This is a genomic window from Flavobacterium sp. (assembly GCF_046296355.1).
GTDB lineage: Bacteria > Bacteroidota > Bacteroidia > Flavobacteriales > Flavobacteriaceae > Flavobacterium.
Genome location: NZ_JBKBLM010000014.1, coordinates 19,902 through 36,042 on the forward strand (window position 1 = coordinate 19,902; position 16,141 = coordinate 36,042).

Here is a 16,141-nt window from a genome sequence, read left to right on the forward strand (position 1 = left end):
TGTGGAGTTTACAGTCGTAGTCGCAGCTTTCAGCAAAAAGATTTTAATACTAATCCGATAAGGGCAGCCATTAAAATAATGTAAGGTTCTTGAATTTTTTTGACAAAAATTAAAATCATAATGGCACTTAAAGCTATTAAAACAGTAAGGATATCGGTTATGCTTCTTGATGCGATAATAATAACAGCACCAACTAACGCTCCAATTACTGCTGCGGTGATACCATCAACAAATGCTTTTATGGAATTGTTTCCAGCAATCTTTTTAAAATAGGGTGCCGGAATTACAGTGAATAAATAGCAAGGCAAAAATGTAGCTAATGCAGCAACACAAGCTCCGGTAAAACCATTGACCAAGTAACCAATAAATCCAACAGTTATAACCACAGGACCGGGAGTAATCATAGCGACAGCTACGGCATCAACAAATTCTTTTTCACTCAACCAATGGTATTCTGAAACTACACCACTGTGAAGAAAAGGCACAATGGCTAATCCACTTCCAAAAACAAAAGCGCCTGCTTTGGTAAAAAACCAAGCAATCTTTCCCAATGTTTCCCATTCAAATTGCCAAAAACCAATACCAATTAGTGCAACCGAATTAGCATTTCGAAGGATAAACTTTGGTGGTGCTTTAACCATCATATAAATCAATCCTGCTACTATAAAAATCAAGACATTTTCAGAATGGGTGATGACTGTTGTTGTAGCTGCTATCAGATAGAATAGCCATAACAACCATTTTTCTTTGATAGCAGAAAAATTAAATGAGCTAACGGTTTTTATGGTTAATTTATAACTACTCATAACAATGATGCCGATGACAGCAGCCCCAACACCATAAAAAACGGCTTGCATCCATGGTAATCCGCCAAAATGTTTGTAAGCAATACCAATAAGCACAACAATGATGAATGAAGGGATTACAAAGGCAATACCACAAAGTGTTGCTCCTAATAAACCATAGTGAACAAATCCCAGGTAAATTCCAAGTTGGGTTGCTAATGGTCCGGGTGCCAATTGTGCCAAGGTCAAGCCTTCTTTGTATTCTTCTTCCGAAATCCATTGCCTCTTTTCTACCAAATCGCTGTGCATATAGCCAACAAGAGCAACCGGACCGCCAAAACCCGTATAACCCAATTTAAAAAAATATAAGATTAGTTGTTTTAGCGAATAAATAGGTTTTGATACTTCCTGATTATTGTTCATTTAATATTTGGACTTATTTATTCCCTTTATTCTTAATCATCATCTCAAGCATATCCCACATTTCCTGCGGAATTTTTTCTAAGATGTTGAATTGTCCTGCGCCTTGTAACCATTCGCCACCGTCTATAGTTACCACTTCACCATTGATATAAGCGGAGAAATCGGAAACCATATAAGCTGCGAGATTCGCCAATTCCTGATGGTCACCAACTCTTCGCAACGGTACTTTTTTGGCCATATCAAATTTTTCGGCTAAGTCTCCGGGTAATAATCGGTCCCATGCGCCTTTGGTTGGAAATGGTCCGGGTGCAATGGCGTTCATGCGGATGCCGTATTTGGCCCATTCTACTGCCAAACTACGGGTCATGGCTAAAACACCAGCTTTTGCGGTGGCACTTGGCACTACATAACCTGAGCCTGTCCAAGCATAAGTAGTAACGATATTTAAGACATTACAATTGGTTTGTTTGGTATTTATCCAATGTTTTCCGAAGGCGAGCGTACAGTTTTTGGAACCTTTTAAAACAATATCAATAATAGTATCAAAAGCGTTTGCGGATAATCTTTCGGTAGGAGAGATGAAGTTTCCGGCTGCGTTGTTCAATAAAACATCGACTTTACCAAAGGTTTTCAAGACTTCAGCCAGCATCGCTTCGACTTGGTCGTAATGGCGAACATCGCATTGTATAGGTAAACATTTGCCACCGGTTTCTGTTTCCAATTCGGTTGCCGTAGTTTTTAGTTTTTCGATATCTCTTGAAGTGATGGCTACTTTAGCACCTAGTTCCAAGAAGTATTTGGTCATGGCTTTACCTAAGCCGCTTCCGCCACCGGTTACTACAATTACTTTGTCGGCCAAGGCATTATCGCGAAGCATTTTTGCTGAAAAATTCATAAAGTTTTATTTTTTAGTAAATATATTATTTTAATTATAATTGGCGAAGTCTTTCTGCGGCTTGCATTAAAGTTTTATCGTCTTTGGCAAAGCAAAAACGAATGCATTTATTATCCTTGCCATTGGCATAAAAAATAGAGATAGGAATGGTGGCTACTCCAAATTCGGTGACCAATCTTTTAGTGAAATCCAAATCATTTTCTTCTGAAATATTCGCATATGATGCTACTTGAAAATAGGTGCCTTCACAAGGCAAAAGGTCGAGTTTAGTGTCTTTAATCAAGTTTCTGAAAAAATCTCTTTTTTGTTGGTAAAATCCTCCCAAGGTTTTCACATCAACTAAATCAATATACTCATTCAACGCATGTTGGGCAATGCTACTCACACTAAATACCAAGAACTGATGTACTTTTTTAATTTCCCTCATGATATTTTCAGGCGCGATGACATAACCTATTTTCCAACCGGTAATATGAAATGATTTTCCGAATGAAGAAACCGAAATACTCCGATGCCACAATTTTGGGTGATGGTTTACCGAAATATGCGGTTGTTCAAAAGTGATATATTCATACACTTCATCAGAAAGAACCAAAAGATTAGGGTAGGCGTCAACCAATTTTTCTAATTGAACAAAATCGTTTTCGGCCCACATTTTTCCTGTGGGATTGTGCGGATTATTGATGATAATGAGTTTGGTTTTCTCATTGGCAGCTGCAAAAATTACTTCCCAATTGGGCGTAAAATTGTTATTGAGAGAAACCCTTATCGGTTTGGCATTACTCAATAAAATCGGCGCTTCGTAGCAGTCATAACTTGGGTCAAGAATAATGACTTCTTCATTGGCTTTAACCAAAGTTTGAATGGCGGCAAAAATGCCTTCAGTTGCACCGGCAGTAATTAGTATTTCTTCTTTGGCAGCAATTTCTCTACCATAAGTTTCCTTTGTTAGTATTGCGATTTTCTCTAACAATGAAGGCAAACCGCTCATGGGCGTATATTGATGAACATTTTCTTTGGCAATTCGGGAAAGTATTGCAGTCAATCTGTCGTCAACAGGAAAATTCGGAAAACCTTGTGATAAGTTGATGGCTTGGTGTTCTGAAGCCATTTGTGACATTACTGTAAAAATACTAGTGCCTATGTGAGGAAGTTTAGACATGACTTTGTTTTTGGTAAAGATAAAAAAAAGCACTCCGATTGAAGTGCTTTTTTAAACTATAGGAATGCTGTTTTATTCTTTTTCAGCTTGTTCATTTTTGTTTTTATCAGAAGCTGACATGTCACGAATACAAACATATTTGCCGTCTCTTTTTTCAAAAACAGCGATATAATTTCCGGTGTAAAGTGGTGCACTTGTTGAATCTGAAACTCTGTAATTACCAATTTCCACCACTTGAATTCCATCTGTAGAAGGGAAAACTTCATTCACTACAAAAGCAATTTGATAACCTTTAGGAAAATTATTTAAGTCTTCTTTAATTGATCTTTCAATCTCGGCCTTGCCTACTAATGGTGGTTTGTTTTGAGAAAAACTAGTCGCATCACTAGCATAATATTCTTCGGCTACCACGTTTCTGTCGTTGAACATTTCGGCCATTTTATTCTCAATTGCCTGAATTTCATTTTTGATTTGTTCTTTGTCTAAAGCAACTGCTTCCTCTTTTTTGGGTTGACAGGCAAAAAATAGAACGGATACTGTACTTAAGATAATACCTTTTAAAATCTTGTTTTTCATAAATTGGCGGTTTTGGTTACTGTTTTAGGTTAGGCAACAAGACTAGGGAATTATAAATGTAGTGATAATTTGCATAATTCTAAATTTTTAGAGTATTTTTTATTTTTATGGCAAAAAAAAGCACCTCTTTTCAGAAGTGCTTTGATTGGGTGTTTTTTATTTCTTTTCCACGGGTAAAATTGATGCACTCATATCACGAACGCAAACGTATTTGCCGTCTTTTTTGTGAAACAAACTCATGTAGTTTCCTTCCGACTTAACTGCATTGGTGGAATCGACTACTTTATAACTGCCAAATTCAACGACCATATTGCCATCACTTGAAGGATGAACTTCATTGACAGTATAGGTAACTTTACTTCCTTTTGTCATAGTGTCATTCTCTTCTTTAATCGACTTGTCGATGGCGGTTTTGCCAACCAAAGGTGATTTGTTTTGTGCATAACTGGTAGCATCTTCAGCATAATAAACAATGGTTTCGGGCTTTCCTGAATTGACTGCATCAGCAAAGCCATTTTCCATAGCTTGTAGTTCCGCTTTGATTTGTTCTGTGTCAACTGCAGCAGGTTCGGCAGCAGCTTCTTCTTTTTTGGGATTACAGGCAATGGCAAGCGCCACGATTATACCTAATGCAATCCCTTTAAAAATCTTGTTTTTCATAAAATTATTGGTTTTAATGATTAGTAATTTTAGGTTACTCCACAAGACTAAGGGTTGTTAAATTTAAGTATAAATATTTGATTATGAGATTTTAATAAGAATTAATTGCAAAAAAAAACTGCTAGCTTCCTGTCATCGAAAGGGAATTTGTTTTTTAATGAGTGGGTAAGACCTGACAGGTTTTTAAAACCTGTCAGGTCTAGAAGCCTAAAAAGGTTTCAAAGGAGGCATAGTTGATTTTCAGGTGATGTTTGTATTTAAAATTTTCGATGTCATTAAAGATTTCAAGAACTTCTTTTCGAAACAGTTTTGTAGGTTTGTCTGATAGACAAGTTGTATATGAACTCCAAGGATATTCTAACGGATGGTCACAAATATTATGATGTACAGGATTGTTGTGAATGTAAATGATAGCATTTTGCAGATATTTATCGACATTGATTTCTTTTCTTCTAAAAGGTCTTTCAAATAAAGCTCCATGACGATTATAACTTTTATTGAATGCTTTAGTGTAAGCATTGAATAAATTTGAAAATGATTGTGAAGGAAGTATTTTCTTTTCAAGAGTTATTTCTTCAATTTCTTTGATTCTCACCAAGAAATGAAAATGATTTTTCATCAAACACCATGCATAAGTTTCTACGATTGGCGAGATATGAATATCATATAAACTGAGAAAATAGTCGTAATTGTTATTTTCTTTGAAAAGAGTATCACTGTTAATTCCCCGATTATATATGTGTTAGAATTTTCCGTGTTCAAGTGGACTTATTGTTTTCATTAGTATTACAAAAGTTAGTTTGCCTAAAATACTAATGAAGTTTTATTTGCTGTTATACTTTTAGTGTACTTTTCTAGACCTGACAGGTTTCTAAAACCTGTCAGGTCTAAAACGAAAAAAGCCGTCATCACTGACGGCCTTCTCTAAAAAATATTAATCATGAATTATTTTCCAAATACAATTTCAACGATATCACTGGCTATACCAATCTCAAAATCATCTATAACCCCGAAGGCTCGGTATTCCCAATGTTCGGGTTTGTTAGGTTCGCTCAAAACCAATTGGTGCTCAAACGGACTCTTAGTGGCACGGGACAAAAAGGTGAAGGTAGAAGTGCCTTTTTGACGCCTATAAATATTGATACCGTCAACGCCAACTTTCTTAAACCTGATGCGCACATTGCCTCCAGACAATTCGCCTACAATTATAGGTTTATAAGTAGTTGGGTCAAATTCTGAAGCAGTACCTATAATCCCTAAATCTTGTCCGATGGCTTCTGTATAGCCTGAAGCTACTTTGTGACGGGCAATTTCTAAGCGAAGTTCACCGCCTTGAGTGGCGATGGTGTTGTCGCGGGTTTCCATCGCGGCTTTGTACAAATTTTTCTGAGTGTTCGCCGCATTGATAGCATCAATAATCGATTGGCAAAGGGCAATCTCGGCAGCTACTTCGGCTTGGGTTAGCCCCAGAGAGGTGGCGTGGGTAGCAATTTTTTCTTGGTAATTCGTAGCCCAAATCACTAAAAATGATTCGGCTCTCGGGAAAAATGGATTTTTCATGTTTTCTAAAGTTTAATTAGTATTTACATTTATTAATCACTGACACCAATTCCTTTTTACAGGGAAGGGTTTTTTCGTCCTCAAAATTATGTGCCAAGTATTAGTGCTTCATGTAATGCCTTTAAGTTTAAACTTTTATAACAAGCCGTTTGATATATAGATAACGCAGAAAATATAAAAATAGTATGCGTGCCTAATAAAAAAATAAAGTATTCCTTATAAATAGAGGCTTCCCGAAGGAAAATTTTTTAAAATATTTTCCGGAGCAGTGGTTTTTTAAGTCAGGATAGTACTGCTCCAAATTAGAATCGTGGTTTCCAAAGTTGGAATAGCACTGCTCCAAATTGGAATAGTACTGCTCTAAGTCAGAATCGTGGTTTCCTAAGTTGGAATAGCACTGCTCCAACTTGGAGCAGTACTATCCCGAGTTGGGATAGAGGTGTTTCAAGTAGAATAGTGCTTTCCTGAAATGGGATAGTACTGCTCTGAGTTAGGAAACTAGTGTTCCAGATTGGGAAACTGATGATTTTGGTTAGGGCAGAGGGGTAAACACGACAGGTTTAGTTACTACCATCCCGCAAATAACGCCCTCTTGGTTCATCACCTTCATGGAGTACAATTTCGGAATGTAAGAACTGTGCCGCGGCTTCAGATTCTTTTACTTTGATTGCAGAGCGCGCTAACATCTCTGATTCAAATCTGGTCAAGATACTTTTTCGCACACCGGCTTTTCTCCATTGAGATAAAGGCCTGCATGCTTTAGTTATTGCTCGGGCCAGCGAGAGCGCATCGAGTATTGCTTGGTTTGCTCCTTGTCCTTTGAACGGGCTCATTGGGTGGGCGGCATCTCCAATTAGGGTGCATGCACCACATTTATCCATCAAGGCGGAATCGAGTAATTCTCTGTCATACACCGGATAGGCAGTTAGGTGTGTTTCCGGAGTGGCCGCAACAATTTGCGGAATAGGATTGTGCCATTGGGTCCTACGGCTGGCTTCTTGTTTGACTGCGGGAATGCCCTGAGCACACAGCGCTTTCGCCTCATTTTCGGGCATTGGATAGCTCAATTGCCACATTATGGTGTCTGCCGAATAAGGCATCATATAAATACGCTCGTGACCATTGGCCGTTTGGAATACCGTGGCTGAATCAAGCAAAGAATTGTCATGACCTTCAAGAATTGCCAATGGACAAATCCCTAATATCACAATACAGCCGAGGTAGCGTAAAGGGGTAACGTTCTCACCAATCAACAGACTGCGCACCGAACTGCGAATGCCATCGGCACCCACCACGAGGTCTGCCTTGGCTTTTTTTATTTGGCCGTTGACTTGAAAACTCAGGTGAACACCTTCGGTATCATGTTCCTCAAAACTAGTCAACTGATGACCCCATTGTATAACATCATGTCCGTTGAGTTGTTTCAGCAGCGCAGCGCGCAACGATTGCCGTGCGATATGTACATTGCTTCTTTTTAGGGTCTTTTGGGAATTGGCGCCCATCCATTTTCTCATGCCCCATTCCCCAATTACTTTTCCATCGGTGGTGTGAACCAAATGTCTTGTCGAAACCACGCCTTCTTCCAATGAAGAAATCCCCAATCCGGCAATGGCTTTACTGGCTTGTTGCAAAGTGAGGCCATAGCCCTGGGCTCGGGCATCAAAGCTGTTATCGCGTTCATAAAGGGTAAAAGGGATGCCGCGGTGCAAACAGGCCACAGCCAGTGCCACGCCACCTATACCACCGCCAATAATGGCCACTTGTGGGTAGTTTTCGGTATCGGCAATAGGAGGCAAGTCTGCAGCCACCAGTCCCGATCCGGAACAGTTAGGGCAGGTATACAAAGGTGCTTTAGGGAGAACCGGAGCTATTCCTTCGCCATTCGTTTTTTCAAATAAATCTAAGGCTGTCTTGAATTCGAGCCGCACTTTCTTTCGAAGTCTGCGACTTTTTTTGCCCAGTCCCTGACATTCCTCGCAAATTGTCCAGCTGGTTTTTTGGTTTTCTGCCTTTTTCACAATTAATCTTATAACAATATCTAAAGGATATTTATCGTAGCCACACTAATCTTATTTCCCGGACTAATGACAGCAACGGCTCCGGCATCAAACAAAAACTGATAATCCTATTTGGTGAGTGGTTAGACCTGACAGGTTTTCAAAACCTGTCAGGTCTAGTCCTCAAGTAAAACCTCCAAAATACTAATCGCTGCTTCGCTAATCTTCGTTCCGGGACCAAAAACCGCCACGGCTCCTGCATCAAACAAAAATTGATAATCTTGCGCCGGAATGACTCCGCCAACAATCACCATAATATCTTCGCGACCGTATTTTTTGAGTTCTTCGATTACTTGGGGAACGAGGGTTTTATGTCCCGCCGCTAACGAGGAAACGCCTAAAATATGCACGTCGTTTTCAACCGCTTGTTTCGCCGCTTCTTCCGGAGTTTGGAATAACGGTCCGATGTCTACGTCAAAACCAACGTCGGCATAACCAGTAGCTACTACTTTGGCACCGCGGTCGTGACCGTCTTGTCCCATTTTGGCAATCATAATACGCGGTCGGCGACCTTCTTTCTTGGCGAAAGCGTCGGCTAATTGTTTGGCTTTTTCAAAGCTCTCATCGTTTTTTATTTCTTTACTGTACACGCCGCTAAAACTTCTGATTTGTGCTTTATAGCGTCCGAAAACTTCCTCTAAGGCGTCACTGATTTCTCCTAAGGTGGCTCGGTTTCGGGCTGCTTCTACGGCTAAAGATAATAAATTATCGTTTCCGTTTTTCGCACATTCGGTTAATTGGGCCAAACACGCTTTTACTTTATCGTTGTCACGCGTGGCTTTTATTTGTTGTAATTGTTCGATTTGTTGTTTGCGCACCATTTGGTTATCGACATCCAAAATATGCAACGGATCTTCTTTATCCAAACGGTATTTATTGACACCTACGATGATATCTTGTGAACTATCGATGCGAGCTTGTTTACGAGCGGCGGCTTCTTCGATTCTTAATTTCGGAATACCTGCTTCGATGGCTTTGGTCATACCGCCTAAAGCTTCGACTTCTTCGATTAGTGCCCAAGCTTTTTCGGCGATTTCGGCGGTTAAACTTTCTACGTAATAACTGCCGGCCCAAGGGTCAACGGTTTTGCAGATTTTGGTTTCTTCTTGTAAAAATATCTGAGTGTTTCTGGCAATTCGTGCCGAAAAGTCTGTTGGTAACGCAATGGCTTCATCTAAGGCATTAGTATGTAAAGATTGTGTTCCGCCAAAAGCGGCTGCAGCCGCTTCAATGGTAGTACGCGCTACATTGTTAAAAGGATCTTGTTCGGTTAAACTCCAACCCGAGGTTTGGCAATGCGTTCTGAGTGCCAAAGATTTTTCGTCTTTTGGGTTGAATTGTTTTAGGAGTTTTGCCCACAACATTCTACCGGCGCGCATTTTGGCAATTTCCATAAAATGGTTCATGCCTATGGCCCAAAAGAACGAAAGGCGAGGCGCGAACTCATCGATTTTCATTCCGGTAGCCAAGCCGGTTCGGATGTATTCTAAGCCATCGGCTAAAGTGTAGGCCAATTCAATATCGGCGGTAGCTCCGGCTTCCTGCATGTGGTAACCCGAAATAGAAATCGAGTTGAATTTGGGCATTTTTTTACTCGTATATTCAAAAATATCGGCTATGATTTTCATCGAAGGTGTTGGCGGATAGATATAAGTATTGCGCACCATAAACTCCTTCAGAATATCGTTTTGTATCGTTCCTGAAAGCAACTCGGGTGCAACGCCTTGTTCTTCGGCAGCGACGATATAGAAAGCCATAATCGGTAAAACGGCTCCGTTCATGGTCATTGAAACCGACATTTCGTTTAACGGAATTTGGTCAAACAACACTTTCATGTCTTCAACAGAATCAATAGCAACTCCGGCTTTTCCAACATCACCAACCACTCTTTCATGGTCGGAATCGTAACCTCTATGTGTGGCTAAATCGAAAGCAACCGACAAACCTTTTTGTCCTGCCGCTAAATTTCTACGGTAGAAAGCATTACTTTCTTCGGCGGTAGAAAATCCGGCATATTGGCGAATAGTCCAAGGACGACGCACGTACATGGTCGCATAAGGTCCGCGAAGATTTGGCGCAAAACCTGCTCCGAAACCTAGGTGTTCTAAATCGGTTATGTCTTCTTTAGAATAAGTGGGCTTTAAATCGATGTCTTCAGCAGTCTTGAAATTTGCAGTTTCAAAACTTTTGCCTTTAGCCTTTTGGCTTTTGCCTAATTCTATATGTTGAATATCCTTTCTCATAACTATGCTTCTTGGGATAAACGTTCCTGTTCTAATTTTTCAGCCAAACGCTTTTCGATAATCGGGGTGATTAAAGTTTTGCGTGGATTTTGTTTTACGAATGGATATAATTCCAAGTCGTGTTTCATTTTGTCGTTTTTGTTGGGGTATTTGTTGGTGCCCAATAAAACTTCTTTACCGCTGTCGAATAATTCTTGTTCTTTGGTCGCGCTTTCGCTGATTTTCTTTTGGAGAGTTCCTTCGATTAATTGCGTGATAAAACCGCCATTGGCTTCGATGTCTTTGAATAGTAGTAACGCTTTTTCAGCTAATTGTTCGGTCAAAGATTCTATATAATAAGCACCATCGGCAGCGTTGTTCACTTTGTCGAAATAACTTTCATGTTTTAACACTAATAGTTGGTTGCGCGCAATTCTATCTCCAAATTCATTGTCTTTATGGTATAAGGCATCGTAAGGCAAATTCGCAATGGCATCGGCACCGCCTAAAATCGCCGACATGCATTCGGTTGTCGTACGAAGCATGTTGACATTGTAATCGTATAAAGTTTTGTTGCGTTTGGTTGGTGTCACGATGATATGACAGTCGAAATTGTGGTTGTATTCTTTGGCTAATGTTTGGAACAATAGTCTCAACGCACGCAATTTGGCTATTTCAAAAAAGTAATTCGTACCAACCGCTACTTCAATGGTTATGGGTTGGTTGAGGTTTGGAATTCTATTGAAATATTCGTTGACGTGTGCTAAAGTATACCCCAATTGCTGGACCATATTCGCGCCGGCATTTTGGTAAATTCCACTGCTGATATTTAAAAACGGAATAGTTGTTTTTGGAGCAATAGTATTGAGCTTGTCAAAATCTTTGTCTAGGTTTTCGAACCAGTTTCCGTCTCTAACCAATTGTCCGATTGGGTCGATTTGGAGGGAAATATTAGCATTATTCTTCTCTTTGAAATCATTGATTTTATTCACGAAATCGATTGAAAGAAAAGGCAAATAAAAAAAATATCGGGTGTTGCCTAAAGGCAGATTTTGCATGAGTTCTTTAATAGAAACCGATTCGTTCTCTATGGTAAAGCGAATACTTTCGGCACCGCGATTCAAAGTATCTAAAGCACGCTCATTTGATTTTTTAACATCGTAAACGAAGATATTTTGAAGAATGGAAAAGGTATTATCATTTGGTGTACTTTCTATTTTTTGTTGGTCTTCGTCACCATGATAGAAAGGTTTTACTTTAATGCCTTCGGGGCTTTCCCAAACTAAAGTTTCGTTATAATCGGCGCCTTTGAGTTCGTACTGAATTTGTTGTTTCCATTGTTTGGAAGACACCGGCTCGAACTCCTTGAATAAATTGTCAGCCATGATTAGCAGTTATAAAGATTTTGATTTTGACTGTTCTTCTTTCAGCGAATCCTCTTCAAATTCGATGATGTAAACGTCTTCGCTGTCGCGTTTCATATAGTATTTTTCGCGGGCGTATTTTTCTATTTGGTCAGGATTCTTGAGGAGTTTGATGTTTTCTTGGTCTTTCCTTATTTCGTCCTGATAGTATTTTTTGTTGTCTTCCAGCTCATCGAGTTGTTTGTTTAAGACCCGTTGTTCCATATAAGAAGTGTTGTCTATAAACAGCATCCAGACAATAAAAAAAACCAACACAATAACATATCGGTTTCCGAGAATTTTCAGAATAGGATAGGCATCGGTTAGGTTTTTAAAGAAGCTCATAAAGGGGATTTTAGGTAATTCTTTGGTTGATTACGGCACGAACCACGTCAATGGCTACGGTATTGTATTTGTCGTTTGGTATGATGATATCGGCAAAGACTTTGGTTGGTTCAATAAACTGTTGGTGCATTGGTTTTAAAGTGGTTTGGTAACGGTTTAGCACTTCTTCCATATCGCGACCGCGTTCGGCGATGTCTCTTTTTAGTCTTCGGATTAATCTTTCGTCAGAATCTGCATGTACAAATACTTTTACATCAAACAAGTCGCGGAGTTCAGGATTGGTTAGGATTAAAATCCCTTCGACAATCATTACTTTACGCGGGTGGGTTATTATGGTATCATCGGTTCTGTTGTGGGTAATGAAAGAATAAACCGGTTGTTCAATGGTTTTACCTGCTTTCAAATCTTTTAGGTGTTTTACCAAAAGATCAAAATCAATGGCGCGAGGATGATCAAAATTGACTAAGGCTCTTTCTTCAAAACTTAGATTGTTATTGTCTTTATAATATGAGTCTTGAGAAATGACACCCACTTCCGTTTCGGGTAACTCATTCATGATTTGGTGAACTACGGTTGTTTTTCCACTTCCTGTTCCTCCTGCAATTCCAATGATAAGCATATGATGTTGTATTATTTTTACTGAGAACAAAAATAGAAATTATATCGGAAGAGAATTTGATTTTTGTAAAATGTTTGAAAAGAAGGTCAACAATAAAAAAAATAATAAATCTGCGGAAAAATATTTTGATTAATCAATTTTAGTGGTATATTTGCCCCTCGTTTTCGGGGTGTAGCGTAGCCCGGTTATCGCGCCTGCTTTGGGAGCAGGAGGCCGCAGGTTCGAATCCTGCCACCCCGACGAGTAAATCCTTTCTGCTTTTGTAGAAAGGATTTTTTTATTTCCAAAAGAAACGAAGTAAACTTCGAATTTCTTTTGGAAATAAAAAAATACTCAGCGCTGAAAGCGCTGAAGGATTTACTTGAAATAGAACCCAAATTCAGGATCACGAAGTAATCCTGCCACCCCAATCAGTAAATAAATCAAGCCAAAACTGCCAAAGGATTTACTAGTGATAGAGCCCAAACTCAGGATCACGAAGTAATCCTAAAATCAAACAACAGCTTCTCGATACAATTCCGATTGAAAATCGGAATCACTCGAAGTGACGGCTTTACGAATAACGATATATTTAAATTAGCCCCGATAGGAGCTGGCTACCGTGTAGCGCGGATAGCGGGACTACACGTCCTAAGATAAGAAAAGGTTGTGCTCCTCATTATTTTTTTTAGGTTTTCAACAATAATCGAATCTTATCCACAAATTGTATTTAGCGATTACTCCTCTACTTTATTTTAGACTTAAAACCCATACCTTTGCAATAGAAATAAAATACAAATCATGTCAGATACTATAGAAAAAATTAAATGCCTTATAATAGGTTCAGGTCCTGCGGGCTATACCGCCGCTATTTACGCCGCCAGAGCCAATATGAATCCGGTATTGTACCAAGGAACGCAGCCGGGCGGACAATTAACAACAACCAATGAAGTAGAAAATTTCCCGGGTTATCCTGATGGCGTAACCGGACCGGAAATGATGGTACAATTACAAGCGCAAGCACAACGTTTTGGAACTGATGTTCGTGACGGTTGGGCTACTAAAGTTGATTTTTCGGGACCAATTCACAAAGTTTGGATTAACGATACGCTAGAATTACATGCTGAAACGGTGATTATTTCTACCGGTGCTTCGGCTAAATATTTGGGATTGCCTTCAGAGCAACATTATTTACAAACCGGTGGTGGTGTTTCCGCTTGTGCGGTTTGTGACGGATTCTTTTACAGAAACCAAGAAGTAGTGATTGTTGGCGCCGGAGATTCGGCTTGTGAGGAAGCACATTATTTATCAAAACTTTGTAAAAAAGTAACCATGTTGGTCAGAAGTGAGAAATTCAGAGCTTCTAAAATCATGGAAGAGCGTGTTCGCAAAACGGAAAACATTACGATTTTAATGAACCACGATACCGTTGAAGTTCTTGGTGACGGACAAGTGGTGAATGAAGTGAAAGCGTTGAACAAAACTACCGGAGCAGAAATCACGATTCCGGCGACCGGTTTCTTTGTAGCTATTGGTCACAAACCCAATACGGATATTTTTGCTGACTATATAACTTTGGATGAAACGGGTTATATTATTAATGTTCCGGGAACTTCTAAAACCAACGTAGCCGGTGTTTTTGTAGCCGGTGATGCTGCCGATCATGTGTATCGCCAAGCAATTACTGCAGCGGGAACAGGTTGTATGGCAGCTTTGGATGCTGAAAGATATTTGGCTGCTTTAGATTAAATTTTTAAAGTTATATATAAAAAAATCCCATCTTTTCAGATGGGATTTTTTTGTTATTTTTTAGAAGGCCTTTTTCTGAGTTCGGCACTGTCGGCGAATCGTTTCATCTCAATTTTTATGGGTTCGCCATACAATTGAATTTCACTATTTCCAGAAGCATCTAAGGTAGCATTGTTACTAATATTGATGCTGCTTTTAGAATAACCGCTGGTTTCCAATAGGGCATTTTTGGTCGTTAGTTTACTTCCGATGAAATCGGTGTTGTTGTCTAAACGCAATTTAAGTTCGATAACGTCGCCTTCTACTTCTGCGGATGATTTTTGGTACAAATCAAATTTCATTTCGCTGGAAGAAATCAGGGCTTTCACATAGGCACTTTTGCTTAAATCTATAGCCGTTTTGATCGATTTTAAATTTAATTCTACTTTTGATTTATCGTTGGCCATTAGGGTGAAATTCTTGGTGTTGGCATTCAAAAACAGTTTTGAATAATCGTAGGTTTTAAAAGTTACATTGTCTAAAACCACATCGGATAGCGCGGTAACGTTGGTTTCATCTTTGGCGATTACCATGTTGAACTTGTCGGTGTAAGTCACGCGAACACTTAGTTTTTTATAGCTTGAAATGTCTCTGGTAGTTGAAATTCGTAGATTATTGCCAGCCAATTTATATTCTATGAATTCAATCAAATTGTCATCGGCTTCAATTTCGAGACCGCATTCGTTTCCTTTTACCAAAAAAACTTCGAGATTGTCTTCCACCTCAAGGCTTTCAAAACTCTCGATTTGTTTTTGTTCCGATTTGACAATTTTGGAACCTTTTACTTTTTCTTTTTTTTGCGCAAAAGAAACAGCAGAGAGCAGAAGAAAACTAATTAGTACAATTTTTTTCATAGAGGCGGCAGTTTGGTTTGTTCAAAAATAGAAAAAAAAACATCCCAATTTGCATTGAGATGTTTATTAACTTAATCTTTGGAGACACTTCCGCCGGAACTTTCTTCTTTGCGAACTTCTTTTGGACTATTGGTATAGCTGATAGAACTGCCACTGGAAGCTTTTCCGTCTAATAATAAGGCAGCGTGCACCGAGGTTGAACTTCCGCTTGAGGATTGAGCGAAGACTTCGTTGGCCAACAATTCATCGGCGTCAATAGTACTTCCGCTTGAGGATGCGGAGTATACTTTTAAAGCTTTTCCAATCACGGTTTGTTCGCTTCCACTTGAGGTTTCAAGGGTTACTTTATCCGCTTCGACTTCAACTTCTAAGGAACTTCCACTGCTTGATTTTAGTGTAATGTCATCGCTTTTCAAGATACTACCTGATTTTAGCGTTGAGCCGCTGGTGCTTTCCAAGCTAACTATTTTTGGCATGTGAACAATAATTCTTTTAGAAACAACATTGATGTAGTTGTCATATTCTGAACTGATTTCCAAAGTGCCGTTTTGGACAGTAGTGTTAATTCCGTTGATTAAATTATCGTCAGCTTCTACGGTTACTTCTAATTTGTCGGAATAGATTATTTCACATTCCAAACCTTGACTTACGGTTACTTTATCAAAGTTGGCTAAGTTGCGTTTTTCGGTTATTACATTACCGCTTCCGGTGATGCTTTTGCCAAAATTAATATTGTGATTGCATGAGGTAAATGATAGGGCTAACAGTGTAGCGGCAATCACTTTTGAAAAGAAAATTACAAACTTTGTCATG

At 39.3% G+C, this 16,141-nt stretch carries 15 protein-coding genes and 1 tRNA gene; 2 read left to right on the forward strand and 14 right to left on the reverse strand.

Going from position 1 to position 16,141, the window contains the following annotated elements; all coding sequences use genetic code 11:
- Window positions 1-29: 29 nt before the first annotated feature.
- The 12 genes from ACK4HO_RS07385 to udk form a co-directional block, all read right to left on the reverse strand.
- Window positions 30-1,208, reverse strand: a complete 1,179-nt coding sequence (locus ACK4HO_RS07385) for a chromate transporter (protein ID WP_409664465.1) — start codon at window positions 1,206-1,208, stop codon at window positions 30-32.
- Between the two features lie 13 nt (window positions 1,209-1,221).
- Window positions 1,222-2,103: an SDR family oxidoreductase gene (locus ACK4HO_RS07390; protein WP_409664467.1), complete on the reverse strand. Its 882-nt coding sequence runs from the start codon at window positions 2,101-2,103 to the stop codon at window positions 1,222-1,224.
- 34 nt (window positions 2,104-2,137) lie between these two features.
- Entirely contained in the window at window positions 2,138-3,265 is a 1,128-nt protein-coding gene (locus ACK4HO_RS07395; protein ID WP_409664470.1) for a methionine aminotransferase, read from the reverse strand.
- A gap of 72 nt (window positions 3,266-3,337) precedes the next feature.
- Entirely contained in the window at window positions 3,338-3,841 is a 504-nt protein-coding gene (locus ACK4HO_RS07400; protein ID WP_409664472.1) for a YybH family protein, read from the reverse strand.
- A 156-nt stretch (window positions 3,842-3,997) separates the two neighbouring features.
- Window positions 3,998-4,501 carry a YybH family protein gene (locus ACK4HO_RS07405; RefSeq protein WP_409664474.1) on the reverse strand — a complete coding sequence of 168 codons (504 nt, stop codon included), beginning with the start codon at window positions 4,499-4,501 and terminating at the stop codon, window positions 3,998-4,000.
- A gap of 199 nt (window positions 4,502-4,700) precedes the next feature.
- On the reverse strand, window positions 4,701-5,120 hold the full coding sequence (locus ACK4HO_RS07410) for a transposase (protein WP_409664476.1): 420 nt from the start codon (window positions 5,118-5,120) through the stop codon (window positions 4,701-4,703).
- A 326-nt stretch (window positions 5,121-5,446) separates the two neighbouring features.
- Window positions 5,447-6,061 carry a hypothetical protein gene (locus ACK4HO_RS07415; RefSeq protein ID WP_409664478.1) on the reverse strand — a complete coding sequence of 205 codons (615 nt, stop codon included), beginning with the start codon at window positions 6,059-6,061 and terminating at the stop codon, window positions 5,447-5,449.
- 560 nt (window positions 6,062-6,621) lie between these two features.
- The gene (locus ACK4HO_RS07420) at window positions 6,622-8,079 is read right to left on the reverse strand and encodes an FAD-dependent oxidoreductase (RefSeq protein WP_409664480.1); all 1,458 of its coding nucleotides are present in this window, start codon (window positions 8,077-8,079) and stop codon (window positions 6,622-6,624) included.
- A 155-nt stretch (window positions 8,080-8,234) separates the two neighbouring features.
- Complete coding sequence (scpA, locus tag ACK4HO_RS07425; protein ID WP_409664482.1) at window positions 8,235-10,361, reverse strand: methylmalonyl-CoA mutase; 2,127 nt, start codon at window positions 10,359-10,361, stop codon at window positions 8,235-8,237.
- A 2-nt stretch (window positions 10,362-10,363) separates the two neighbouring features.
- Window positions 10,364-11,725, reverse strand: coding sequence for a methylmalonyl-CoA mutase subunit beta (locus ACK4HO_RS07430; RefSeq protein ID WP_409664484.1), 1,362 nt, complete (start codon window positions 11,723-11,725; stop codon window positions 10,364-10,366).
- A 9-nt stretch (window positions 11,726-11,734) separates the two neighbouring features.
- The gene (locus ACK4HO_RS07435; RefSeq protein ID WP_409664486.1) at window positions 11,735-12,088 is read right to left on the reverse strand and encodes an FtsB family cell division protein; all 354 of its coding nucleotides are present in this window, start codon (window positions 12,086-12,088) and stop codon (window positions 11,735-11,737) included.
- A 10-nt stretch (window positions 12,089-12,098) separates the two neighbouring features.
- Window positions 12,099-12,707: a uridine kinase gene (gene udk / locus ACK4HO_RS07440; RefSeq protein ID WP_409664488.1), complete on the reverse strand. Its 609-nt coding sequence runs from the start codon at window positions 12,705-12,707 to the stop codon at window positions 12,099-12,101.
- Window positions 12,708-12,872: 165 nt separating this feature from the next.
- Between udk and ACK4HO_RS07445 the strand changes: the two genes are divergently transcribed.
- Window positions 12,873-12,947 (forward strand) — tRNA-Pro (locus ACK4HO_RS07445).
- 540 nt (window positions 12,948-13,487) lie between these two features.
- The gene (trxB, locus tag ACK4HO_RS07450; protein ID WP_409664490.1) at window positions 13,488-14,435 is read left to right on the forward strand and encodes a thioredoxin-disulfide reductase; all 948 of its coding nucleotides are present in this window, start codon (window positions 13,488-13,490) and stop codon (window positions 14,433-14,435) included.
- 53 nt (window positions 14,436-14,488) lie between these two features.
- On the opposite strand, the gene ACK4HO_RS07455 is transcribed toward trxB, so the two are convergent.
- Both ACK4HO_RS07455 and ACK4HO_RS07460 read right to left on the reverse strand, forming a co-directional pair.
- Entirely contained in the window at window positions 14,489-15,328 is an 840-nt protein-coding gene (locus ACK4HO_RS07455) for a GIN domain-containing protein (RefSeq protein ID WP_409664492.1), read from the reverse strand.
- 71 nt (window positions 15,329-15,399) lie between these two features.
- A complete protein-coding gene (locus tag ACK4HO_RS07460) occupies window positions 15,400-16,140 on the reverse strand; it encodes a head GIN domain-containing protein (protein ID WP_409664494.1) in 741 nt (246 codons plus the stop codon).
- Window position 16,141: the final 1 nt, after the last annotated feature.